Source organism: Sorangium sp. So ce834 (genome assembly GCF_051521425.1).
In the GTDB taxonomy this organism is placed as follows: Bacteria; Myxococcota_A; Polyangia; order Polyangiales; family Polyangiaceae; genus Sorangium; species Sorangium cellulosum_D.
Map to the genome: position 1 here is coordinate 2,337,309 of NZ_CP150351.1, position 25,868 is coordinate 2,363,176.

Consider the following 25,868-nt stretch of genomic DNA (forward strand, 5'->3'; position numbering starts at 1 on the left):
ATGGACAGAATGCTTGGGTTTCTGCGCGATGCATTGGCGGATCTGCTGCAGGTTGCGCCGGGAGCCGTTCAGGATGATGTTCGATTCCACGAGCAGGGCCTCGACTCCGCGAGGGCGCTGCTCCTGGTTGAAAAGCTGTCGAGCTGGACGGGGCGCGCTCTCCCGGCCACGCTGGTATGGCAGCACAGCACCCTGAACGCGCTTGCCAGGCATCTGGCGGATACAAGCGGGGGGCCCATTTCGACGGCCCTCGGCGCGCGCGCCATCGCGTCGTCGTCCATCGACGAGCCCGTCGCCATCGTCGGGCTCGGGTGCCGCATGCCTGGCGGCATCGCGTCCCCCGAGGGGATGTGGCGGGCCCTGTGCTCGGGCGTGGATGCCATCGTCGAGGTTCCTCCGGACCGCTGGGACGCTGAGGCCTGGCTGGACGCGGACGCCCAGGCGCCCGGGAAGATGACGACCCGATGGGGTGGTTTTCTCAATGAGATCGTGAACTTCGACGCAGGGTTCTTCGGAATCTCGCCGGCTGAAGCCAGGCAGATGGATCCGCAGCAGCGCTTCGCGCTCGAGACTGCCTGGGCAGCGCTCGAGGACGCGCGCGTCGTTCCCACCGCGCTCGGGGGGTCTCGCACGGGCGTGTTCTTCGGCGCCATGTGGCAGGAGTATGCCCGCGTCGCGGGGGCGGACGCGACAGGCATAGAGCCACACTCCGCCGTGGGCTGGGATAACTCCATCATCCCCGCCCGCATCGCCTACGCTCTGGGGCTTCGCGGGCCGGTGATGACGGTCAACACGGCGTGCAGCTCCTCGCTGGTAGCCGTGCATCTCGCGGCGCTGAGCCTCAGGCGTGGGGAGGCGGATCTGGCGCTTGCGGGCGGGGTCAACCTCATGCTGACCCCCCACGCCACGGTCCAGATGACCAAGTTCGGCGCGATGAGCCCTGACGGCCGCTGCCGGGCTTTCGCCGCAGGTGCCAACGGCTACGTCCGTGGCGAGGGGTGCGGCGTGGTGGTGCTGCGCCGCCTCTCGGACGCGCTCGTCGCAGGCGATCGCATCTACGCGGTGCTGCGAGGCAGCGCCGTGAACAGCGACGGCGCGTCCAATGGACTCACGGCACCGAACCCTGAGGCCCAGGCTGACGTCATCCGAGACGCCTGGCAGCGAGCGGGGGTTGCGCCCCGGGAGGTCGCATACGTCGAGACCCATGGTACGGGCACGATCCTCGGCGATCCTATCGAGGCCGCGGGGCTGGCCGCCGTGTTCGCGCCCGGCCGGGAGCAGCCGCTCCGCATCGGCTCGGTAAAGACGAACTTCGGCCACCTCGAGGCTGCGGCGGGCATCGCCGGGCTCCTCAAGGCGACGCTCGCGTTGCATCACGGGCAGCTGCCGCCGAACCTGCATTTCGAGAGCCCGAACCCCCACATCGACTTTCAGGCGCTCCGGCTCGAGGTTGTCGCACGGCAGCAAGGCTGGCCGAGGGACGCGGGCCGTCTTGCCGGCGTCAGCAGCTTCGGCTTCGGCGGCACGAACGCCCATGTTGCGCTGGAGGAGTCTCCCTACAGGCCGCAGATCCTCGTCCCCTTGGCTGCTGATGGGGAGCAGGCGCTCCGCGATGCGGCGCGACGCCTCCTGGCCGATTTCGCTGCTTCGGGCGCGGGTCGCGATGCGGAGCGGCTCGTGGTGCAGCCCGGCACGGGCTCCGTTCGCGCCATGGTCCAGGGGCGCGATGGCGCCTCGGTGGAGGCTGCATTGCGGGAGCTGGCCGACGGTGGCGCGGAGCTCCGCCCGATTTCCCGGCCGAGGCCGCGGCTGGTGTTCTTCTTTTCAGGACACGGCGGCCACTGGGCGGGCATGGTCCGTGACCTGATGGCCGGGGAGCCGGTGTTCCGCGCGACCCTCGAGGCCTGCGATCGAGCCGTCCGGCAGTTCACCGGGTGGTCCGTGATCGCCGAGCTCGCGGCGAACGAGGCGTGCTCGCGGCTCGACCGAACCGACGTCGTGCAGCCCGTGGTCTTCAGCGTTCAGGTCGCGCTTGCTCGCACCCTGCAAAGCTGGGGCGTGGTCCCTGAGCTCGTTTTCGGCCAGAGCGTCGGCGAGGTCGCTGCGGCCGTGGTCGCGGGAGCCCTGTCGTTGCGCGACGGGGCGCGGGTGATCTCCACCTGGTCGGCTCTGATCGCGAATCATGCGTCAGGACGTGGCGCGATGATCGTCGCCGATCTGTCGGTCGCGCAGGCCGAGCGCGTCCTCGCCAGCTGGGACGCGGGGGGCGTTCAGGTCGCCGTCCATCTGGCCCCCGGCCAGGTTTGCCTGGCCGGTCCGGTCGATGCCGTCGAGCGTCTTGTGCGCCGGTTCGCGAGCGATGGCATCGGCACCATGCGCGTGCGCATCGACTACGCCGCTCATACCGCCGAGATGGAGCCGTTGCTCCCCGAGATCGAGCGGCAGCTCGCGGCGATCCAGCCCAGCGCGCCCACGATCCCGATGTGGTCCACGGTCGCGAACCGGTATGTCGCCGGTCCGGAGCTCGATGGACACTACTGGGCGCGGAACCTCCGCGAGCCGGTTCAGCTCGTCGAAGCTGTCGAGAGCGTGGCGCGGCAGCACAGCGCGTGCATCGTCGAGGTGGGGCCGCATCCGGTCGCGGTGCGCTCGTTTGAAGCGTCGCTGAAGACGTGGGGAGACAGCCGTTCTGTGGTCCTCGCGACCTGCTGGCGCGAGGTGGCCGCGCGGGGCGGGCTGGAGGCGCTGCTCGGCGCGTTGTGGCGCGAAGGGATCGATGTCGACTGGGACGCGGTCCGCACGGGTGGCCGCGCGGCGACTCCGCGCGCGGTCACTCTCCCGCTGGTGGTGTCCGGGAAGACGGTGCAGGCCCTGCAGGAGAACGCCGCGCGCCTGGCGACACATCTTGATGGCCGAGGCGACATGGCTCTCGTCGACGTCGCCTTCACCCTGGCGACCGCTCGCGCGCACTTCGCCACGCGGGCGTCGGTGCAGGCGGCGAGCGTGTCGGAGGCGGTGGAGGGGCTGAGGGCGCTGTCGGAGGGTCGAGCCGCGGCAGGTGTGGTGCGCGGGACGGGAGTGCACGGGGGGAAGCTGGCGGTGCTGTTCACGGGGCAGGGCAGCCAGCGGCTCGGGATGGGTAAGGGTCTTTACGAAGTGTACCCCGTGTTCCGTGCGGCGTTCGACGAGGTGTGCGAGGCGCTGGACGCGCATCTCGACCGTGGGTTGAGAGAGGTGGTGTTCGCGGAAGCGGGCAGCGAGCAGGAGGCGCTGCTGGAGCGGACGGAGTACACGCAGCCCGGGTTGTTTGCGCTGGAAGTTGCGCTGTACCGGCAGTGGGAGTCGTGGGGGCTGAAGCCCGCGGCGCTGATGGGGCACTCGATAGGAGAGCTGAGCGCCGCGCATGTGTCGGGCGTGCTGAGCCTTGCGGACGCTGCGAAGCTAGTGTGCGCCCGCGGTCGGCTGATGCAGAGGTGCCAGGCGGGCGGAGCGATGATGTCGGTGGAGGCCTCGGAGCCGGAGGTGCAGCGGGCGCTGTCGGCGATGGGGCTGGAGGGCGCGCTCGGGGTCGCGGGCATCAACGGTCCGAGCCAGACGGTGCTGAGCGGGGACGAAGCGGCGGTGCTGGAGGTGGGGAGGCGGTTCGAGGCGCAGGGCCGGCGCACGCGGCGTCTGCGCGTGTCGCACGCGTTCCACAGCCCGCACATGGACGGGATGCTGGAAGAGTTCGGGAAGGTGGCGCGCGAGTGCGCGTATGGGATGCCGCAGGTGCCCGTGGTGAGCAGCGTGACGGGCGAGCTGTGGAGCGAGCAGGAGCTGAGGTCACCCGAGTACTGGGTGAGGCAGGCGCGAGAGGCGGTGAGGTTCTTCGACGGGATGCGCACGCTTGCGGCGGCGGGGGTGAGCACATACGTCGAGTGCGGTCCCGACGGCGTGCTGTGCGCGCTGGGGGCGGGGTGCCTGCCGGAGGGAGCCGAGGCGACGTTTGTGGCGAGCCTGCGGCGAGAGCAGGAGGAAGAGCGCGCGCTTGCAACGGCGGTGGCGACGGTGCACGTGCAAGGGCACGAGGTGGACTGGGCCCAGGTGCTGTCGGGCCATGGCGGCCGGCCCGTGGAGCTGCCGACGTACGCATTCCAGCGGCAGCGCTACTGGCTGGAGGCGCCGAGGGCGCGCGGTGACGTGGGCTCGGCGGGGCTGAAGGCGGCCGCCCATCCGCTGCTCGGCGCCGCGACGAAGCTCGCCGACGGCGAGGGGCACCTGTTCACAGGGAGGCTGTCGCTGGCGGAGCATGCGTGGCTTCGGGATCATCAGGTGTTTGGCCAGGTGGTGTTTCCGGGCACGGGGATGCTGGAGCTTGCGCTGGCGGCGGGACGCGCGGTGGGCAGCCGGTCGCTGTCGGAGCTCACGCTCGCCGAGCCGCTGGTGCTGGCCGAGGAGGGCGCGACGCGGCTGCAGCTGTCGGTCGGAGCGCCGGACACGGCGGGCCGGCGCGAGGTGGGGCTGTACAGCCAGTCTGAGCAGGCCCCGGAGGACGCGCCGTGGGTGCAGCACGCGACGGGGGTGTTGACGGACGAGACCCCCGGCGCTCCTGGCGAGCTCGACGAGCTGTCGACGTGGCCTGTGCCGGGCGCGGAGGAGGTGGACCTGTCCGGGGTTTACGAGCGGCTGCGTGAGGGCGGGCTCGACTACGGTCCGGCGTTCCAGGGCCTCGTGGAGCTCTGGCGTCGAGGCACGAGGCTTTACGGCCGGGTGGTGTTGCCCGAGAGCGCGATGGACAGCGCCGAGGCGTATGGGGTGCACCCGGCGCTGATGGATGCCGCGCTGCATGCGCTGTTCGTGGCCTCTTCGGAGGCGGCTGGAGCGGACATGGCGCTGCTGCCCTTCTCGTGGTCGGACGTGGCGCTGCACGCGACGGGACCGCGCGAGCTCCGGGTGATGCTGGAGCTTGAAGGCGACATGACGCAAGCGGTGGCGTCGCTGTGGGCGGCGGACGCGGCGGGCCAGGCTGTGGCCAGCGTCGGCGCCCTGCATCTGCGGCGAGCGACAGCGGAGCAGCTGGCAGTGGCCAGCCGTGCCAATGCCCAGCAGCTGTACCGGGTGGACTTCCAACCGGTGAGCGTGGTGGCGAGCGTCCCGGAGGCGGGCTCGCTGGTGGTCGTCGGTGCACCGGAGGGAGGAGCGCGGCTGGCCGAAGCCCTGGGGGCGGAGGCGATTGTCGATCTCGATGCATTGGTTGCGCGCCTCGAGCAGGGCGCGAGCGCGCCTGAGCGGGTGGTGGTCGACGTCACCGCCGCGAGCCCGAGCCCGTTGGACGTGGCGGTGTCGTCGCATGAGGCGACGAGGCAGGCGCTGTCGCTGCTGCAAGCGTGGCTGTCGGAGCCACGGCTCGATGCTGTCGAGCTTGTGTGGATGACGCGGGGCGCGGTGGGCGCGGCGCCGGACGACGCCGTCGAGGACCTGGCGCGCGCGCCGCTGTGGGGGCTTGTTCGCGCGGCGCGCAGCGAGCACCCCGAGCGCCGGCTGCGCTTGATCGATGTGGGGACCGAGCCTGTGGACGCTGGGCTGCTGGCGCGGGCGCTGGCGACGGCGGCGGAGCCGGAGCTTGCGCTGCGCGGGGGCGCTGCGCTGGCCGCGCGCCTGGTGCGCGTACAGGCGGCAGCGGAAGAGCTCACGCAAGCCCGCGGGCTGGGCCCCGCGGGCACGGTGCTGGTGACCGGAGGCGTGGGCGGCCTGGGTCAGATCGTGGCGGCGCACCTGGTGCGCGCGCACGGGGTGCGGCACCTGGTGCTGACGTCGCGGCGCGGGCTGGAGGCGCCCGGGGCCCGCGAGCTTGTGCAATCGCTCGCGGAGCTCGGCGCCGAGACGGTGACGGTGGCTGCGTGCGACGTGTCGAAGCGGGAGGAGGTCGCGCGTGTGCTGGCCGGCATCGACGCGGCGCGCCCGCTGAGCGCGGTGCTGCACCTGGCCGGCGTGCTCGACGACGGCGTGCTCGCCGCCCAGACGGCCGAGCGCCTCTCGCGGGTGCTGGCGCCGAAGGTGGATGGGGCGCTGCACCTGCACGAGCTGACGCGGGAGCTGGATCTCGCGGCGTTCGTGCTGTTCTCGTCGGTGGCCGGCACGTTTGGCACGGCGGGCCAGAGCAACTACGCAGCGGCGAACACGTTCCTCGACGCGCTCGCGGCGCACCGGCGCGGCCGTGGGCTCGCGGCGACGAGCCTCGCCTGGGGCTTCTGGGCGCCGGGTGCCGGGGGCATGACGGACACCCTGGGCGAGGCCGAGCTGTCGCGCATCAGGCGCGCAGGATTTATCCCGATGTACGTAGCAGAGGGCTTGTTCCTGCTGGACGTCGCGCTCTCGCGCTCTGAAGCCAGCCTGGTTCCGGCGCACTTCGATCTGGGGAAGCTGCGATCGGGGCTTGACGCCAGCGGCGGAGTGCCCGCGCTGCTCCGGGCTCTCGTGCGCCCGAGCCTGCGCAAGGCATCCTCCGGGACACAGGAGACCTCGGCGCTTCGGGCGCGCCTCTCGGCGCTGCCGGAGTCGGCGCGGCTCGAAGCGCTGATCGACCTGGTGCGGGGCGAGGTCGCCGCGGTGCTCGGGCTGCATCACCCCGCGTTGGTGGAGCCCCACCAGGTGCTGAAGGAGGTTGGGCTCGACTCGTTGATGGCGGTGGAGCTGCGCAGTCGGCTGAGCTCCCGGGCCGAGACTTCGCTGCCGGCGACCCTGGCCTTCGACCACCCGACGCCGCGGGCCATCGCAGAGCTGCTCCTGAAGCAGGCCTTCTCGGAGCTACAGGAGACGGGGGGCGGCGCGCGTGTGCGCCGTCGGGTGAGGGAGGACGAGCCGATCGCGATCGTGTCGATGGCGTGCCGGCTGCCGGGTGGCATCGAGACGCCGGAGGATTTCTGGCGCGTCCTCCATGAGGGGAAGGATGTCATCGAGAGCTTCCCCTCCCGATATGAAGCTTCTTCTGTTTACGATCCCGATCCGGAGGCGGTGGGCAAGAGCTACGCGCGCGAGGGGGGATTTCTACGGAACGTAGACCTGTTCGACGCGGGGTTCTTCGGGATATCGCCGCGCGAAGCGCAGTCGATGGATCCCCAGCAGCGGCTGGTGCTGGAGACGGCGTGGGAGGCGCTGGAGCGGGCCGGCGTGCGCCCATCGGTGCTGAGCGAGAGCGCCACCGGGGTGTACCTGGGCTGGATGGGCTCGGACTACGCCGCTGGCCACGCGGACGACCTGAGGACGCTCGATGGCTATCGCATCACGGGCGGGGCCGGCAGCGTCATCTCGGGCCGCGTGGCGTATGTGCTTGGGCTGCAGGGCCCAGCGATCACGGTGGACACGGCGTGCTCGTCGTCGCTGGTGTCGCTGCACCTCGCCTGCATGGCCCTGCGCCGGGGCGAATGCGACCTGGCGCTGGCCGGCGGGGTGATGGTGATGACCACGCCCGCGACCTTCGTGGAGTTCAGCCGCCTCAAGGGCATTGCGCGAGATGGCCGCTGCAAGAGCTTCTCTGCCCAAGCGGACGGCGTCATCTGGGCCGAGGGGTGCGGGATGCTGGTGCTGAAGCGGCTGTCGGACGCGCGGCGCGACGGTGACCGTGTGCTTGCGGTGGTCCGTGGGTCAGCGGTGAACCAGGACGGTCGCAGCCAGGGCCTGACGGCGCCGAACGGCCCCGCGCAGCAGCGGGTGATCCAGCAGGCGCTGTCGTCGTGCGGGCTGTCGCCCGAGGACATCGACGCGGTGGAGGCGCATGGTACGGGCACGAGCCTCGGAGATCCCATCGAGGCGGGAGCGCTTGCGGAGGTGTTCGGGCCTGGGCGCAAGGCCGAGCGGCCGCTGTACCTGGGCTCGTCGAAGTCGAACCTCGGGCACGCGCAGTCGGCCGCCGGCGTGGCTGGGGTGATCAAGATGGTGCTGTCGATGCAGCACGAGGTGCTGCCGCGGACGCTGCACGCGGAGCAGCCGAGCCCGCACATTGGGTGGGAGGGGAGCGGGCTGTCGTTGCTGCAAGAGGCGCGTCCGTGGCGGCGCAACGGCCGGGCGCGGCGCGCGGGCGTGTCGTCGTTCGGGATCAGCGGGACGAACGCGCATGTCATCCTCGAAGAGGCGCCGCTTGAGGCGATGCGCGAGCCGGTGGCGGCGGAGGGTGTTGCGATACCGCTGTTGCTGTCGGGGCGAGACGAGGCCTCGGTGGGGGCGCAGGCGGAGCGCTGGGCGAAGTGGCTCGGAGAGCACGGGGAGGTGCAGTGGTCGGACGTGGTGAGGACAGCGGCGCTGCACCGGACGCACTTCGCCTCACGCGCATCGGTGCTTGCGGCGAGCGTGTCGGAGGCGGAGGAGGCGCTGCGGGCGCTGTCGCAGGGTCGCGGCCACCGGGCGGTGTCGGCGGGCACGGCACGTGCGCGAGGCAAGGTGGTGTTCGTGTTCCCCGGCCAAGGGAGCCAGTGGCCGGGGATGGGCCGGGCGCTGCTGGAGCAGAGCGCGGCGTTCGCGGAGGCGGTGCAGGCGTGCGATGAGGCGCTGCGGCCGTGGACGGGCTGGTCTGTGCTGTCGGTGCTGCGCGGAGATGGCGGGGAGGAGCAGCCGTCGCTGGAGCGGGTGGACGTGGTGCAGCCCGCGCTGTTCGCGATGTGCGTGGGTCTGGCCGCGGCGTGGCGGTCGCTGGGGCTGGAGCCTGCGGCGGTGGTGGGCCACAGCCAGGGCGAGGTGTCGGCGGCGGTGGTGTGCGGAGCGCTGTCGCTTGCGGAGGGAGCGCGGGTAGTGGCGCTGCGCAGCCAGGCGGTGCGGCAGCAGTCGGGGATGGGGGCGATGATGCTGGTCGAGCGGCCGGTGTCGGAGGTGCAGGAGCGCATCGCGCCGTACGGGGAGGCGCTTGCGATAGCGGCGGTGAACACGTCGAGCTCGACGGTGGTGTCGGGTGACGTGGAGGCGGTGGACGGGCTGATGGTGGAGCTGACGGCAGAAGGTGTGTTCTGCCGGAAGGTGAACGTCGACTACGCGTCGCACAGCGCGCACATGGATGCGCTGCTGCCCGAGCTAGGAGCGAAGCTGTCGTCGCTCAGGCCGAAGGCGACGCAGCTGCCGTTTTACTCGACGGTGACAGGAGAGGTGTCGCGGGGCGAGGCGCTGGACGGCGAGTACTGGTGCCGCAACCTTCGGCGGACGGTGCGCCTGGACCGAGCGCTGTCGAAGCTGCTGGAGGACGGGCACGGCGTGTTCGTGGAGGTGAGCGCGCACCCGGTGCTGGCGATGCCGCTGACGACGGCGTGCGCGGAGGCGCAGGGGGTGGTGGTGGGAAGCCTGCAGCGCGACGAAGGTGGGTTGTCGCAGCTGTACAGGACGCTGGGGCAGCTGCACGTGCAGGGGCACGAGGTGGACTGGACACGGGTGCTGTCGGGCCACGGCGGTGGTGTCGTGGAGCTGCCGACGTACGCATTCCAGCGGCAGCGCTACTGGCTGGAGGCGCCGAGGGCGCGCGGTGACGTGGGCTCGGCGGGGCTGAAGGCGGCCGCCCATCTGCTGCTCGGCGCCGCGACGAAGCTCGCCGACGGCGAGGGGCACCTGTTCACAGGGAGGCTGTCGCTGGCGGAGCATGCGTGGCTTCGGGATCATGGTGTGTTTGGCCAGGTGGTGTTTCCGGGCACGGGGATGCTGGAGCTTGCGCTGGCGGCGGGGCGCGCGGTAGGCAGCCGGTCGCTGTCGGAGCTCACGCTCGCCGAGCCGCTGGTGCTGGCCGAGGAGGGCGCGGCGCGGCTGCAGGTGATGATCGGAGCGCCAGATGCGGCGGGCCGGCGCGAGGTGGGGCTGTACAGCCAGCCTGAGCAGGCGCCGGAGGACGCGCCGTGGGTGCAGCACGCGACGGGGGTGTTGACGGACGAGCCCCCCGGCGCTCCTGGCGAGCTCGACGAGCTGTCGACGTGGCCTGTGCCGGGCGCGGAGGAGGTGGACCTGACCGGGTTTTACGAGCGGCTGCGTGAGCGCGGGCTCCACTACGGTCCGACGTTCCAAGGCCTCGTGGAGCTGTCGCGCCAAGGCACGAGGCTTTACGGCCGGGTGGTGTTGCCCGAGAGCGCGATGGACAGCGCCGAGGCGTATGGGGTGCACCCGGCGCTGATGGATGCCGCGCTGCATGCGCTGTTCGCGGCCTCTTCGGAGGCGGCTGGAGCGGACATGGCGCTGCTGCCCTTCTCGTGGTCGGACGTGGCGCTGCACGCGACGGGACCGCGCGAGCTCCGGGTGATGCTGGAGCTTGAAGCAGGAGACATGACGCAAGCGGTGGCGTCGCTGTGGGCGGCGGACGCGGCGGGCCAGGCTGTGGCCAGCGTCGGCGCCCTGCATCTGCGGCGAGCGACAGCGGAGCAGCTGGCAGTGGCCAGCCGTGCCAATGCCCAGCAGCTGTACCGGGTGGACTTCCAACCGGTGAGCGTGGTGGCGAGCGTCCCGGAGGCGGGCTCGCTGGTGGTCGTCGGTGCACCGGAGGGAGGAGCGCGGCTGGCCGAAGCCCTGGGGGCGGAGGCGATTGCCGATCTCGATGCATTGGTTGCGCGCCTCGAGCAGGGCGCGAGCGCGCCTGAGCGGGTGGTGGTCGACGTCACCGCCGCGAGCCCGAGCCCGTTGGACGTGGCGGTGTCGTCGCATGAGGCGACGAGGCAGGCGCTGTCGCTGCTGCAAGCGTGGCTGTCGGAGCCGCGGCTCGATGCTGTCGAGCTGGTGTGGGTGACGCGGGGCGCGGTGGGCGCGGCGCCGGACGACGCCGTCGAGGACCTGGCGCGCGCGCCGCTGTGGGGGCTTGTTCGCACGGCGCGCAGCGAGCACCCCGAGCGCCGGCTGCGCTTGATCGATGTGGGGACCGAGCCCGTGGACGCTGGGCTGCTGGCGCGGGCGCTGGCGACGGCGGCGGAGCCGGAGCTTGCGCTGCGCGGGGGCGCTGCGCTGGCCGCGCGCCTGGTGCGCGTACAGGCGGCAGCGGAAGAGCTCACCCGAGGAGCCCGCGAGCTGGACCCTGCGGGCACGGTGCTGGTGACCGGCGGGACAGGGGAGCTGGGACAGGCGGTCGCGGCGCACCTGGTGCGCGCGCACGGGGTGCGGCACCTTGTGCTGACGTCGCGGCGCGGGCTGGAGGCGCCCGGGGCCCGCGAGCTTGTGCAATCGCTCGCGGAGCTCGGCGCCGAGACGGTGACGGTGGCTGCGTGCGACGTGTCGAAGCGGGAGGAGGTCGCGCGTGTGCTGGCCGGCATCGACGCGGCGCGCCCGCTGAGCGCGGTGCTGCACCTGGCCGGCGTGCTCGACGACGGCGTCCTGTCGTCGCAGACGCCGGAGCGCATTTCACGGGTGTTCGCGCCGAAGGTGGATGGGGCGCTGCACCTGCACGAGCTGACGCGGGAGCTGGATCTCGCGGCGTTCGTGCTGTTCTCGTCGGCGGCCGGCACGTTTGGCACGGCGGGCCAGAGCAACTACGCGGCGGCGAACACGTTCCTCGACGCGCTCGCGGCGCACCGGCGCGGCGGCGGGCTCGCGGCGACGAGCCTGGCGTGGGGCTTCTGGACACAGGCGGGCGTGGGGATGACAGCGCACCTGGGCGAGGCCGAGCTGTCGCGCATGAGGCGCAACGGGTTCGTGCCGATGCCGGTGGAAGAGGGCCTCGCTCTGCTGGACGCCGCGCTTTTGCGCTCCGAAGCGAGCCTGGTCCCAGTGCACCTGGATCTCGCGCAGCTGCAGCGTGGGCTGGGGACCAGCGGCGAGCTGCCGGCGCTGTTTCGTGCGCTGTTGCGCCCCAGCTTGCGCAAGGCGTCCACGGCAACGGCAACGAGGCGAGACGCCTCGGCGCTGCGCGGGCGCCTCTCGGCGCTGCCGGAGGCGGAGCGGCTGAATGCGCTCATCGAGCTGGTGCGGGGCGAGGTCGCCGCGGTGCTCGGGCTCCAGCGCAGCGAGGCCGTGGGGGCAGAGCAGGTGCTGAAGGGCCTCGGGCTCGACTCGTTGATGGCGGTGGAGCTCCGCAACCGCCTCGCCGCCCGGGCGGAGACGTCCTTGCCGGCGACGCTGGTCTTTGACTACCCGACGCCGCGAGCGATCGCAGAGCTGCTGCTGAAGCAGGCGTTCTCGGGGCTGCAGGTGAAGGAAGCGCGGGCGCGTCGTCATGCGGGGAAAGACGAGGCGGTGGCGATCGTATCGATGGCGTGCCGGCTGCCTGGAGGCGTCGAGACGCCGGAAGACTACTGGCGTCTCTTGGCCGAGGGGAAAGACGCGATCGAGGGCCTCCCTGCGCGCTGGGAGACGCTTTCGGTCTACGACCCCGATCCGGAGGCGGTGGGCAAGAGCTACGCGCGCGAGGGTGGATTCTTGCGGGACATCGACCTGTTCGACGCGGACTTCTTCGGGATATCGCCGCGCGAGGCGCAGTCGATGGATCCCCAGCAGCGGCTGGTGCTGGAGACGGCGTGGGAGGCATTGGAGCGTGCCGGCGTGCGCCCGTCGGCGCTGAGCGGGAGCGCCACCGGAGTGTATCTCGGGTCGATGGGCTCGGACTACGGTGCTCTTCATACCGGCGGGCTGGAGGCGCTGGACGGGTACCGGGGCACCGGGAGCGCGGCGAGCGTGCTCTCAGGCCGTGTGGCTTATGTGCTCGGGCTGCATGGCCCAGCGATGACGGTGGACACGGCGTGCTCGTCGTCGCTGGTGTCGCTGCACCTCGCGTGCACGGCGTTGCGTCAGGGTGAATGCGACCTGGCGCTGGCCGGCGGGGTGACGGTGATGAGCACCCCCGCGTTGTTCGTGGAGTTCAGCCGGCTCAAGGGGATGGCCCGCGACGGCCGCTGCAAGAGCTTCTCTGGGCAGGCGGACGGCGCGGGCTGGTCGGAGGGGTGCGGGATGCTGGTGCTGAAGCGGCTGTCGGACGCGCGGCGCGACGGTGACCGTGTGCTTGCGGTGGTCCGTGGGTCAGCGGTGAACCAGGACGGTCGCAGCCAAGGCCTGACAGCGCCGAACGGCCCCGCGCAGCAGCGGGTGATCCAGCAGGCGCTGTCGTCGTGCGGGCTGTCGCCCGAGGACATCGACGCGGTGGAGGCGCATGGTACGGGCACGAGCCTCGGAGATCCGATCGAGGCCGGAGCGCTCGCGGAGGTGTTCGGGCCTGGACGCAAGGCCGAGCGACCGCTGTACCTGGGCTCGTCGAAGTCGAACCTTGGGCACGCGCAGGCTGCGGCGGGCGTAGCCGGTGTGCTCAAGATGGTGCTGTCGATGCAGCACGAGGTGCTGCCGAAGACGCTGCACGCGGAGCAGCCGAGCCCGCACATTGGGTGGGAGGGGAGCGGGCTGTCGTTGCTGCAAGAGGCGCGTCCGTGGCGGCGCAACGGCCGGGCGCGGCGCGCGGGCGTGTCGTCGTTCGGGATCAGCGGGACGAACGCGCATGTCATCCTCGAAGAGGCGCCGGTGGAGGCGGCGCGCGAGCCGGTGGAGGCGGTGCGCGAGCCGGTGGCGGCGGAGGGTGCTGCGATACCGCTGTTGCTGTCGGGGCGAGACGAGGCCTCGGTGGGGGCGCAGGCGGGGCGCTGGGCGAAGTGGCTGGAAGAGCACGGGGAGGTGGGGTGGTCGGACGTGGTGAGGACGGCGGCGCTGCACCGGACGCACTTCGCCACGCGGGCGTCGGTGCTTGCGGCGAGCGCTGCGGAAGCTGTGGAGGGGCTGAGGGCGCTGTCGGAGGGTCGAGCCGCGGCAGGGGTGGTGCGCGGGACGGGAGTGCGCGGGGGGAAGCTTGCGGTGCTGTTCACGGGGCAGGGCAGCCAGCGGCTCGGGATGGGGAAGAGTCTTTACGAAGTGTACCCCGTGTTCCGTGCGGCGTTCGACGAGGTGTGCGAGGCGCTGGACGCGCACCTCGACCGTGGGTTGAGAGAGGTGGTGTTCGCGGCTGCGGGCAGCGAGGAAGGAGCGCAGCTGGAGCGGACGGAGTACACGCAGCCCGGGCTGTTTGCGGTGGAAGTGGCGCTGTACCGTCAGTGGGAGTCGTGGGGGCTGAAGCCCGCTGCGCTGATGGGGCACTCGATAGGAGAGCTGAGCGCTGCGCACGTGGCGGGTGTGCTGAGCCTTGCGGACGCAGCGAAGCTAGTGTGCGCCCGCGGTCGGCTGATGCAGGGGTGCGAGGCCGGGGGAGCGATGGTGTCGGTGGAGGCCTCGGAGCCGGAGGTGCAGCGGGCGCTGTCGGAGGTCGGGGCGCAGGGGCGACTGAGCATCGCCGGGCTGAACGCGCCGATGCAGACGGTGCTGAGCGGGGACGAAGCGGCGGTGCTCGCGGTGGCGCGGCGGCTGGAGGCGCAGGGCCGGCGCACGCGGCGTCTGCGTGTGTCGCACGCGTTCCACAGCGCGCACATGGACGGGATGCTGGAGGAGTTCGGGAAGGTGGCGCGGGAGTGCACGTACGCGCGGCCGCAGCTGGCGGTGGTGAGCGGCGTGACGGGCGAGCTCGGCGGCGAAGAAGCGCTGATGTCGGCCGAGTACTGGGTGAGGCAGGTGCGCGAGGCGGTGCGTTTCCTGGACGGGATGCGCACGCTTGCGGCGGCGGGGGTGAGCACATACGTCGAGTGCGGGCCGGATGGCGTGCTGTGCGCGCTGGGGGCGGGGTGCCTGCCGGAGGGAGCCGAGGCGACGTTTGTGACGAGCCTGCGGCGAGAGCAGGAGGAAGAGCGCGCGCTGGCGACGGCGGTGGCGACGGTGCACGTGCAGGGGCACGAGGTGGACTGGGCCCAGGTGCTGTCGGGCCGTGGCGGCCGGCCCGTGGAGCTGCCGACGTACGCGTTCCAGCGGCAGCGCTACTGGCTGGAGGCGCCGAGGGCGCGCGGTGACGTGGGCTCGGCGGGGCTGAAGGCGGCCGCCCATCCGCTGCTCGGCGCCGCGACGAAGCTCGCCGACGGCGAGGGGCACCTGTTCACAGGGAGGCTGTCGCTGGCGGAGCATGCGTGGCTTCGGGATTACAAGGTGTTTGACAAGGTGGTGTTTCCGGGCACGGGGATGCTGGAGCTGGCGCTGGCGGCGGGGCGCGCGGTCGATAGCCGGTCGCTGTCGGAGCTGGTCCTGGCCGAGCCGCTGGTGCTGGCCGAGGAGGGCGCGGCGCGGCTGCAGGTGATGATCGGAGCGCCAGATGCGGCGGGCCGGCGCGAGGTGGGGCTGTACAGCCAGCCTGAGCAGGCCCCGGATTACGCGCCGTGGGTGCAGCACGCGACGGGGGTGTTGACGGACGAGCCCCCCGGCGCTCCTGGCGAGCTCGACGAGCTGTCGACGTGGCCTGTGCCGGGCGCGGAGGAGGTGGACCTGACCGGGGTTTACGAGCGGCTGCGTGAGGGCGGGCTCGACTACGGTCCGACGTTCCAGGGCCTCGTGGAGCTGTCGCGCCAAGGCACGAGGCTTTACGGCCGGATGGTGTTGCCCGAGAGCGCGATGGACAGCGCCGAGGCGTATGGGGTGCACCCGGCGCTGATGGATGCCGCGCTGCATGCGCTGTTCGCGGCCTCTTCGGAGGCGGCTGGAGCGGACATGGCGCTGCTGCCCTTCTCGTGGTCGGACGTGGCGCTGCACGCGACGGGACCGCGCGAGCTCCGGGTGATGCTGGAGCTTGAAGGCGACATGACGCAAGCGGTGGCGTCGCTGTGGGCGGCGGACGCGGCGGGCCAGGCTGTGGCCAGCGTCGGCGCCCTGCATCTGCGGCGAGCGACAGCGGAGCAGCTGGCAGTGGCCAGCCGTGCCAATGCCCAGCAGCTGTACCGGGTGGACTTCCAACCGGTGAGCGTGGTGGCGAGCGTCCCGGAGGCGGGCTCGCTGGTGGTCGTCGGTGCACCGGAGGGAGGAGCGCGGCTGGCCGAAGCCCTGGGGGCGGAGGCGATTGCCGATCTCGATGCATTGGTTGCGCGCCTCGAGCAGGGCGCGAGCGCGCCTGAGCGGGTGGTGGTCGACGTCACCGCCGCGAGCCCGAGCCCGTTGGACGTGGCGGTGTCGTCGCATGAGGCGACGAGGCAGGCGCTGTCGCTGCTGCAAGCGTGGCTGTCGGAGCCGCGGCTCGATGCTGTCGAGCTGGTGTGGGTGACGCGGGGCGCGGTGGGCGCGGCGCCGGACGACGCCGTCGAGGACCTGGCGCGCGCGCCGCTGTGGGGGCTTGTTCGCACGGCGCGCAGCGAGCACCCCGAGCGCCGGCTGCGCTTGATCGATGTGGGGACCGAGCCTGTGGACGCTGGGCTGCTGGCGCGGGCGCTGGCGACGGCGGCGGAGCCGGAGCTTGCGCTGCGCGGGGGCGCTGCGCTGGCCGCGCGCCTGGTGCGCGTACAGGCGGCAGCGGAAGAGCTCACCCGAGGAGCCCGCGAGCTGGACCCTGCGGGCACGGTGCTGGTGACCGGCGGGACAGGGGAGCTGGGACAGGCGGTCGCGGCGCACCTGGTGCGCGCGCACGGGGTGCGGCACCTTGTGCTGACGTCGCGGCGCGGGCTGGAGGCGCCCGGGGCCCGCGAGCTTGTGCAATCGCTCGCGGAACTCGGCGCCGAGACGGTGACGGTGGCTGCGTGCGACGTGTCGAAGCGGGAGGATGTCGCGCGCGTGCTGGCCGGCATCGACGCGGCGCGCCCGCTGAGCGCGGTGCTGCACCTGGCCGGCGTGCTCGACGACGGCGTCCTGTCGTCGCAGACGCCGGAGCGCATTTCACGGGTGTTCGCGCCGAAGGTGGATGGGGCGCTGCACCTGCACGAGCTGACGCGGGAGCTGGATCTCGCGGCGTTCGTGCTGTTCTCGTCGGCGGCCGGCACGTTTGGCACGGCGGGCCAGAGCAACTACGCGGCGGCGAACACGTTCCTCGACGCGCTCGCGGCGCACCGGCGCGGCGGCGGGCTCGCGGCGACGAGCCTGGCGTGGGGCTTCTGGACACAGGCGGGCGTGGGGATGACAGCGCATCTGGGCCAGGCCGAGCTGTCGCGCATGAGGCGCAACGGGTTCGTGCCGATGCCGGTGGAAGAGGGCCTCGCTCTGCTGGACGCCGCGCTTTTGCGCTCCGAAGCGAGCCTGGTCCCAGTGCACCTGGATCTCGCGCAGCTGCAGCGTGGGCTGGAGTCCAGCGGCGAGCTGCCGGCGCTGTTTCGTGCGCTGTTGCGCCCCAGCTTGCGCAAGGCGTCCACGGCAACGGCAACGAGGCGAGACGCCGCGGCGCTCCGCGAGCGCCTCTCGGCGCTGCCGGAGGCGGAGCGGCTAAATGCGCTCGTCGAGCTGGTGCGGGGCGAGACCGCCGCGGTGCTCGGGCTCCAGCGCAGCGAGGCCGTGGGGGCAGAGCAGGTGCTCAAGGAGCTGGGGCTCGACTCGTTGATGGCGGTGGAGCTGCGTCGCCGGCTCAGCGTCCGAGCCGAGATCTCCCTGCCGGCGACGCTGGTCTTCGACTACCCGACACCGCGGGCCATCGCAGAGCTGCTCCTGAGACACGCGTTTTCGGAGCTGCTGTTGGTGGAATCCCGTCCGCGGGCACGTCGCCGGGGGCGGGAGGACGAGCCGATCGCGATCGTATCGATGGCGTGCCGGCTGCCGGGGGGCGTCGAGACACCGGAAGACTACTGGCGTCTCCTGGCGGAAGGGAGGGACGTAATCGCGGGCTTCCCTGCGCGCTGGGACGGGCTTTCGATTTACGACCCCGATCCGGAGGCGGTGGGCAAGACCTACGTGCGCGAGGGTGGATTCCTGCGGGACATCGACCTGTTCGACGCGGACTTCTTCGGGATATCGCCGCGCGAAGCGCAGTCGATGGATCCTCAGCAGCGGCTGGTGCTGGAGACGACGTGGGAGGCATTGGAGCGGGCCGGTGTGCGCCCGTCGGCGCTGAGCGAGAGCGCCACCGGGGTGTACCTGGGCTCGTTGGGCTCGGACTACGGTGCTCTTCACGGCGGCGACCTGGCGGCGCTGGACGGGTACCAAAGCACCGGGAGCGCGGCGAGCGTGCTCTCAGGCCGTGTGGCCTACGTGCTCGGGCTGCAGGGGCCAGCGCTCACGGTGGACACGGCGTGCTCGTCGTCGCTGGTGTCGCTGCACCTCGCGTGCACGGCGCTGCGTCAGGGTGAATGCGACCTGGCCCTGGCCGGCGGGGTGGCGGTGATGAGCACCCCCATGCTCTTCGTGGAGTTCAGCCGTCTCAAGGGGATGGCCCGCGACGGCCGCTGCAAGAGCTTCTCTGCGCGAGCTGACGGCGTCACCTGGTCGGAGGGGTGCGGGATGCTGGTGCTGAAGCGGCTGTCGGATGCGCGGCGCGACGGTGACCGTGTGCTTGCGGTGGTCCGTGGGTCAGCGGTGAACCAGGACGGTCGCAGCCAGGGCCTGACGGCGCCGAACGGCCCCGCGCAGCAGCGGGTGGTCCAGCGGGCGCTCTCGTCGTGCGGGCTGTCGCCCGAGGACATCGACGCGGTGGAGGCGCATGGTACGGGCACGAGCCTCGGAGATCCGATCGAGGCCGGAGCGCTCGCGGAGGTGTTCGGGCCTGGGCGCAAGGCCGAGCGACCGCTGTACCTGGGCTCGTCGAAGTCCAACCTGGGGCATACGGGGCCTGCGGCGGGTGTAGTCGGTGTGATCAAGATGGTGCTGTCGATGCAGCACGAGGTGCTGCCGCGGACGCTGCACGCGGAGCAGCCGAGCCCGCACATTGGGTGGGAGGGGAGCGGGCTGTCGTTGCTGCAAGAGGCGCGTCCGTGGCGGCGCAACGGCCGGGCGCGGCGCGCGGGCGTGTCGTCGTTCGGGATCAGCGGGACGAACGCGCATGTCATCCTCGAAGAGGCGCCGGTGGAGGCGATGCGCGAGCCGGTGCGCGAGCCGTTGGCGGCGGAGGGTGTTGCGATGCCGCTGTTGCTGTCGGGGCGAGACGAGGCCTCGGTGGCGGCGCAGGCGGAGCGCTGGGCGAAGTGGCTCGGAGAGCACGGGGAGGTGCAGTGGTCGGACGTGGTGAGGACAGCGGCGCTGCACCGGACGCACTTCGCCTCTCGCGCATCGGTGCTTGCGGCGAGCGTGTCGGAGGCGGAGGAGGCGCTGCGGGCGCTGTCGCAGGGTCGCGGCCACCGGGCGGTGTCGGCGGGCACGGCGCGTGCGCGAGGCAAGGTGGTGTTCGTGTTCCCCGGCCAAGGGAGCCAGTGGCCGGGGATGGGCCGGGCGCTGCTGGAGCAGAGCGCGGCGTTCGCGGAGGCGGTGCGGGCGTGCGATGAGGCGCTGCGGCCGTGGACGGGCTGGTCTGTGCTGTCGGTGCTGCGCGGAGATGGCGGGGAGGAGCAGCCGTCGCTGGAGCGGGTGGACGTGGTGCAGCCTGCGCTGTTCGCGATGTGCGTGGGTCTGGCCGCGGCGTGGCGGTCGCTGGGGCTGGAGCCTGCGGCGGTGGTGGGCCACAGCCAGGGCGAGGTGTCGGCGGCGGTGGTGTGCGGAGCGCTGTCGCTTGCGGAGGGAGCGCGGGTAGTGGCGCTGCGCAGCCAGGCGGTGCGGCAGCAGTCGGGGATGGGGGCGATGATGCTGGTCGAGCGGCCGGTGTCGGAGGTGCAGGAGCGCATCGCGCCGTACGGGGAGGCGCTTGCGATAGCGGCGGTGAACACGTCGAGCTCGACGGTGGTGTCGGGTGACGTGGAGGCGGTGGACGGGCTGATGGTGGAGCTGACGGCAGAAGGTGTGTTCTGCCGGAAGGTGAACGTCGACTACGCGTCGCACAGCGCGCACATGGATGCGCTGCTGCCCGAGCTAGGAGCGAAGCTGTCGTCGCTCAGGCCGAAGGCGACGCAGCTGCCGTTTTACTCGACGGTGACAGGAGAAATGTCGCGGGGCGAGGCGCTGGACGGCGAGTACTGGTGCCGCAACCTTCGGCAGACGGTGCGCCTGGACCGAGCGCTGTCGAAGCTGCTGGAGGACGGGCACGGCGTGTTCGTGGAGGTGAGCGCGCACCCGGTGCTGGCGATGCCGCTGACGACGGCGTGCGCGGAGGCGCAGGGGGTGGTGGTGGGGAGCTTGCAGCGCGACGAAGGTGGGTTGTCGCAGCTGTACAGGACGCTGGGGCAGCTGCACGTGCAAGGGCACGAGGTGGACTGGACACGGGCGCTGCCGGGCCATGGCGGTCGTGCCGTGGAGCTGCCGACGTACGCATTCCAGCGGCAGCGCTACTGGCTGGAGGCGCCGAGGGCGCGCGGTGACGTGGGCTCGGCGGGGCTGAAGGCGGCCGCCCATCCGCTGCTCGGCGCCGCGACGAAGCTCGCCGACGGCGAGGGGCACCTGTTCACAGGGAGGCTGTCGCTGGCGGAGCATGCGTGGCTTCGGGATCATGGTGTGTTTGGCCAGGTGGTGTTTCCGGGCACGGGGATGCTGGAGCTTGCGCTGGCGGCGGGGCGCGCGGTAGGCAGCCGGTCGCTGTCGGAGCTCACGCTCGCCGAGCCGCTGGTGCTGGCCGAGGAGGGCGCGGCGCGGCTGCAGGTGATGATCGGAGCGCCAGATGCGGCGGGCCGGCGCGAGGTGGGGCTGTACAGCCAGCCTGAGCAGGCGCCGGAGGACGCGCCGTGGGTGCAGCACGCGACGGGGGTGTTGACGGACGAGCTCCCCGGCATCCCTGACGAGCTCGACGAGCTGTCGACGTGGCCTGTGCCGGGCGCGGAGGAGGTGGACCTGACCGGGTTTTACGAGCGGCTGCGTGAGCGCGGGCTCCACTATGGTCCGACGTTCCAGGGCCTCGTGGAGCTGTCGCGCCAAGGCACCAGGCTTTACGGCCGGGTGGTGCTGCCAGGAACCGAGAAGGACAGGGCGGAGGCGTATGGCCTGCATCCCGTCCTGATGGATGCAGCACTGCAGGTGCTTGGCGCAGCCGGCGAGGGGCATTGGGAGGCGGATGCGTTGTTGATGCCCTTCTCCTGGGCAGACGCCGCAACGCATGCCACGGGTCCGAGCGAGCTTCGGGTGCGCGTGGAGCTCGAAGAGACAGACGGCTCCACGCAGGCAACGGCATCTCTGTGCGCTGCAGATGCCGCAGGCCAGCCGGTGGTGAGCGTCGGTGCTTTGCGTTTGCGCCGTGTGACGGCCGAGCAATTGAGGGCGGTCACCCGCACCGATGAGCAGCACCTGTACCGGGTGAGCTTCCAGCCCGTGAGCCTCGCGCAAGCCCCCCTGGAGGCGGGCTCGCTGGTGGTCCTCGGTGCAGCGGAGGGACGAGGGCAGCTGGCCGAGACCCTGGGGGCGGAGGCGATTGCCGATCTCGATGCATTGCGCGCTTGGATCGAGCGGGGCGCGCCAACGCCTGTGCGGGTGGTGATCGACACGAACGCTGCCAGCTCACCGCGCTCGGACGTGGCGGGGTCGTCGCACGAGGCGACGAGGCAGGCGCTGTCGCTGCTGCAAGCGTGGTTGTCGGAGCCGCGGCTCGACGCTGTCGAGCTGGTGTGGGTGACGCGGGGCGCGGTCAGCGCAGCTCCGGACGACGCCGTCGAGGACCTGGCGCACGGGCCGCTGTGGGGGCTTATTCGCACGGCGCGCAGCGAGCACCCCGAGCGCCAGCTGCGCTTGATCGATGTGGGGACCGAGCCCGTGGACGCTGGGCTGCTGGCGCGGGCGCTGGCGACGGCGGCGGAGCCGGAGCTTGCGCTGCGCGGGGACGCTGCGCTGGCCGCGCGCCTGGTGCGCGTACAGGCGGCAGCGGAAGAGCTCACCCGAGCCCGCGGGCTGGACCCTGCGGGCACCGTGCTGGTGACCGGAGCCGTGGGCGGTCTGGGGCAGGCGGTGACACGCCATCTGGTGCGCGCGCACGGGGTGAGGCACCTTGTGCTGACGTCGCGCCGGGGGCTGGAGGCGCCCGGGGCCCGCGAGCTTGTGCAATCGCTCGAGGAGCTCGGCGCCGAGACCGTGTCGATGGTGGCGTGCGACGTGTCGAAGCGGGAGGAGATCGCCCGCGTGCTGGCCGGCATCGACGCGGCGCGCCCGCTGAGCGCGGTGCTGCACCTGGCTGGCGTGGTCCATGATGGCGTGATTCAGACGCAGACGGCCGAGCGCCTCTCGTGGGTGCTGGCGCCGAAGGTGGACGGGGCGCTGCACCTGCACGAGCTGACGCGGGAGCTGGATCTCGCGGCGTTCGTGCTGTTCTCGTCGGCGGCCGGTACGTTGGGCACGGCGGGCCAGGGCAATTACGCGGCGGCGAATACGTTCCTCGACGCGTTCGCGGCGCACCGCCGCGGCCGCGGGCTCGCGGCGACGAGCCTCGCCTGGGGTGTCTGGACACCGGCCGGTGGTGGCATGGCGGCACAGCTGGGGGCCGCGGAGCTGGCACGGTTCAGTCGCTACGGAGTCGTGTCGATGTCCGTGGAAGAGGGGCTTTCGCTGCTGGACGCCGCGCTGTCACGCCCTGAAGCGAGCCTGGTCCCTATGCACCTGGATCTCGCGCAGCTGCGGCGTGGGCTGGAGGCCAACGGCGAGCTGCCGGCGCTGTTTCGTGCGCTGTTGCGCCCCAGCTTGCGCAAGGCGTCCACGGCGACGAGGCGAGACGCCTCGGCGCTGCGCGGGCGCCTCTCGGCGCTGCCGGAGGCGGAGCGGCTGAATGCGCTCATCGAGCTGGTGCGGGGCGAGGTCGCCGCGGTGCTCGGGCTCCAGCGCAGCGAGGCCGTGGGGGCGGAGCAGGTGCTGAAGGGCCTCGGGCTCGACTCGCTGATGGCGGTGGAGCTGCGCAACCGCCTCGCCGCCCGGACGGAGACGTCCTTGCCGGCGACGCTGGTCTTCGACTACCCGACGCCGCGGGCCATCGCGGAGTTGCTGCTGAAGCAGGCCTTTTCGGGACCGCAGGTGACGGGAGCCCGCGGGGGGGTGCGCCGTCGCGCGAGAGAAGACGAGGCGGTGGCGATCGTATCGATGGCGTGCCGGCTGCCTGGAGGCGTCGAGACGCCGGAAGACTACTGGCGTCTCTTGGCCGAGGGGAAAGACGCGATCGAGGGCCTCCCTGCGCGCTGGGAGGCGCTTTCGGTCTACGACCCCGACCCGGAGGCGGTGGGCAAGAGCTACGCGCGCGAGGGTGGATTCTTGCGGGACATCGACCTGTTCGACGCGGACTTCTTCGGGATATCGCCGCGCGAGGCGCAGTCGATGGATCCCCAGCAGCGGCTGGTGCTGGAGACGGCGTGGGAGGCATTGGAGCGTGCCGGCGTGCGCCCGTCGGCGCTGAGCGGGAGCGCCACCGGAGTGTATCTGGGGGCCGCGGGTTCGGACTATGGCGCTTACCAGGGTGGCGGGCTGGAGACGCTGGACGGGTACCGGGGCATCGGGAGCGCGGCGAGCGTGCTCTCAGGCCGTGTGGCCTACGTGCTCGGGCTGCATGGCCCAGCGATGACGGTGGACACGGCGTGCTCGTCGTCGCTGGTGTCGTTGCACCTCGCGTGCACGGCGTTGCGTCAGGGTGAATGCGACCTGGCGCTGGCCGGCGGGGTGACGGTGATGAGCACCCCCGCGTTGTTCGTGGAGTTCAGCCGTCTCAAGGGGATGGCCCGAGACGGCCGCTGCAAGAGCTTCTCTGGGCAGGCGGACGGCGCGGGCTGGTCGGAGGGGTGCGGGATGCTGGTGCTGAAGCGGCTGTCGGACGCGCGGCGCGACGGTGACCGTGTGCTTGCGGTGGTCCGTGGGTCAGCGGTGAACCAGGACGGTCGCAGCCAAGGCCTGACGGCGCCGAACGGCCCTGCCCAGCAGCGGGTGATCCAGCAGGCGCTGTCGTCGTGCGGGCTGTCGCCCGAGGACATCGACGCGGTGGAGGCGCATGGTACGGGCACGAGCCTCGGAGATCCGATCGAGGCCGGAGCGCTCGCGGAAGTGTTCGGGCCTGGGCGCAAGGCCGAGCGACCGCTGTACCTTGGCTCGTCGAAGTCGAACCTTGGGCACGCGCAGGCTGCGGCGGGCGTAGCCGGTGTGCTCAAGATGGTGCTGTCGATGCAGCACGAGGTGCTGCCGAAGACGCTGCACGCGGAGCAGCCGAGCCCGCACATTGGGTGGGAGGGGAGCGGGCTGTCGTTGCTGCAAGAGGCGCGTCCGTGGCGGCGCAACGGCCGGGCGCGGCGCGCGGGCGTGTCGTCGTTCGGGATCAGCGGGACGAACGCGCATGTCATCCTCGAAGAGGCGCCGGTGGAGGCGGCGCGCGAGCCGGTGGAGGCGGTGCGCGAGCCGGTGGCGGCGGAGGGTGTTGCGATACCGCTGTTGCTGTCGGGGCGAGACGAGGCCTCGGTGGCGGCGCAGGCGGGGCGGTGGGCGAAGTGGCTGGAAGAGCACGGGGAGGTGGGGTGGTCGGACGTGGTGAGGACGGCGGCGCTGCACCGGACGCACTTCGAGTCGCGGGCGTCGGTGCTTGCGGCGAGCGCTGCGGGAGCTGTGGAGGGTCTTCGCGCGCTGTCGTCGGGGCGGCCGGATGCGGCGGTGGTGAGCGGGACGGCGAAGCGAGGCGGGAAGCTTGCGGTGCTGTTCACGGGGCAGGGCAGCCAGCGGCTCGGGATGGGGAATAGGCTTTACGAAGTGTACCCCGTGTTCCGTGCGGCGTTCGACGAGGTGTGCGAGGCGCTGGACGCGCACCTCGCGCGTGGTCTGCGGGAGGTGGTGTTTGCGGCTGCGGGCAGCGAGGAAGGAGCGTTGCTGGAGCGGACGGAGTACACGCAGCCCGGGCTGTTTGCGCTGGAAGTGGCGCTGTACCGTCAGTGGGAGTCGTGGGGGCTGAAGCCCGCTGCGCTGCTGGGGCACTCGATAGGAGAGCTGAGCGCTGCGCACGTGGCGGGTGTGCTGAGCCTTGCGGACGCAGCGAAGCTAGTGTGCGCCCGAGGTCGGCTGATGCAGGGGTGCGAGGCCGGGGGAGCGATGGTGTCGGTGGAGGCCTCGGAGCCGGAGGTGCAGCGGGCGCTGTCGGAGGTCGGGGCGCAGGGGCGACTGAGCATCGCCGGGCTGAACGCGCCGATGCAGACGGTGCTGAGCGGGGACGAAGCGGCGGTGCTCGCGGTGGCGCGACGGCTGGAGGCGCAGGGCCGGCGCACGCGGCGTCTGCGTGTGTCGCACGCATTCCACAGCGCGCACATGGACGGGATGATGGAAGAGTACGGGAGGGTGGCGCGGGAGTGCGCGTATGGGAGGCCGCAGGTACCCGTGGTGAGCGGCGTGACGGGCGAGCTCGGTGGCGAAGAAGCGCTGATGTCGGCCGAGTACTGGGTGAGGCAGGTGCGCGAGGCGGTGCGCTTCCTGGACGGGATGCGCACGCTTGCGGCGGCGGGGGTGAGCACATACGTCGAGTGCGGTCCCGATGGCGTGCTGTGCGCGCTGGGGGCGGGGTGCCTGCCGGAGGGAGCCGAGGCGACGTTTGTGACGAGCCTGCGGCGAGAGCAGGAGGAAGAGCGCGCGCTTGCAACGGCGGTGGCGACGGTGCACGTGCAAGGGCACGAGGTGGACTGGGCCCAGGTGCTGTCGGGCCATAGCAGCCGGCCCGTGGAGCTGCCGACGTACGCGTTTCAGCGGCAGCGCTACTGGCTGGAGGCGCCCAAGACGACGGCGGCACAGGCGAATGTCTCGTGGCCGGAGCGTGCGTTGTGGGACGCGGTGCAGGAAGGCGAAGGCGTTGCGGAGCTGCTGGAGCTGCCTGACGACGTGCGCGAGAGCGTCGCGCCGCTGCTGCCGTACCTTGCGGCGTGGCGCCGGAGAAAGGACGCAGAAGCCGCGGTGTCTGGCTGGTTGTACGAGGAGGCGTGGCGAAGGGAAGCCAGCGCTGCCAGGGGCAAGCCGGACGTGAGGGGCAGATGGCTGCTGGTGTCATCTCCGCGTGCCGGAGGGCTGACCGCGGCGGTGAGTGATGCGCTCGGAGCTGCGGGTGCAGAGGTGATCATCGAGCCGGCGACCGAAGAGCG

The 25,868-nt window shown here is 71.9% G+C and carries 1 protein-coding gene (only partly in view); it reads left to right on the top strand.

Annotated features, from left to right (window positions below; genetic code table 11):
• On the top strand, nt 1-25,868 hold the 5' portion of the coding sequence (locus WMF20_RS08455; RefSeq protein ID WP_437612229.1) for a type I polyketide synthase. It continues 7,144 nt past the right edge of the window; the window shows 25,868 of its 33,012 coding nt (coding positions 1-25,868); the start codon lies at nt 1-3; the stop codon falls past the right edge of the window.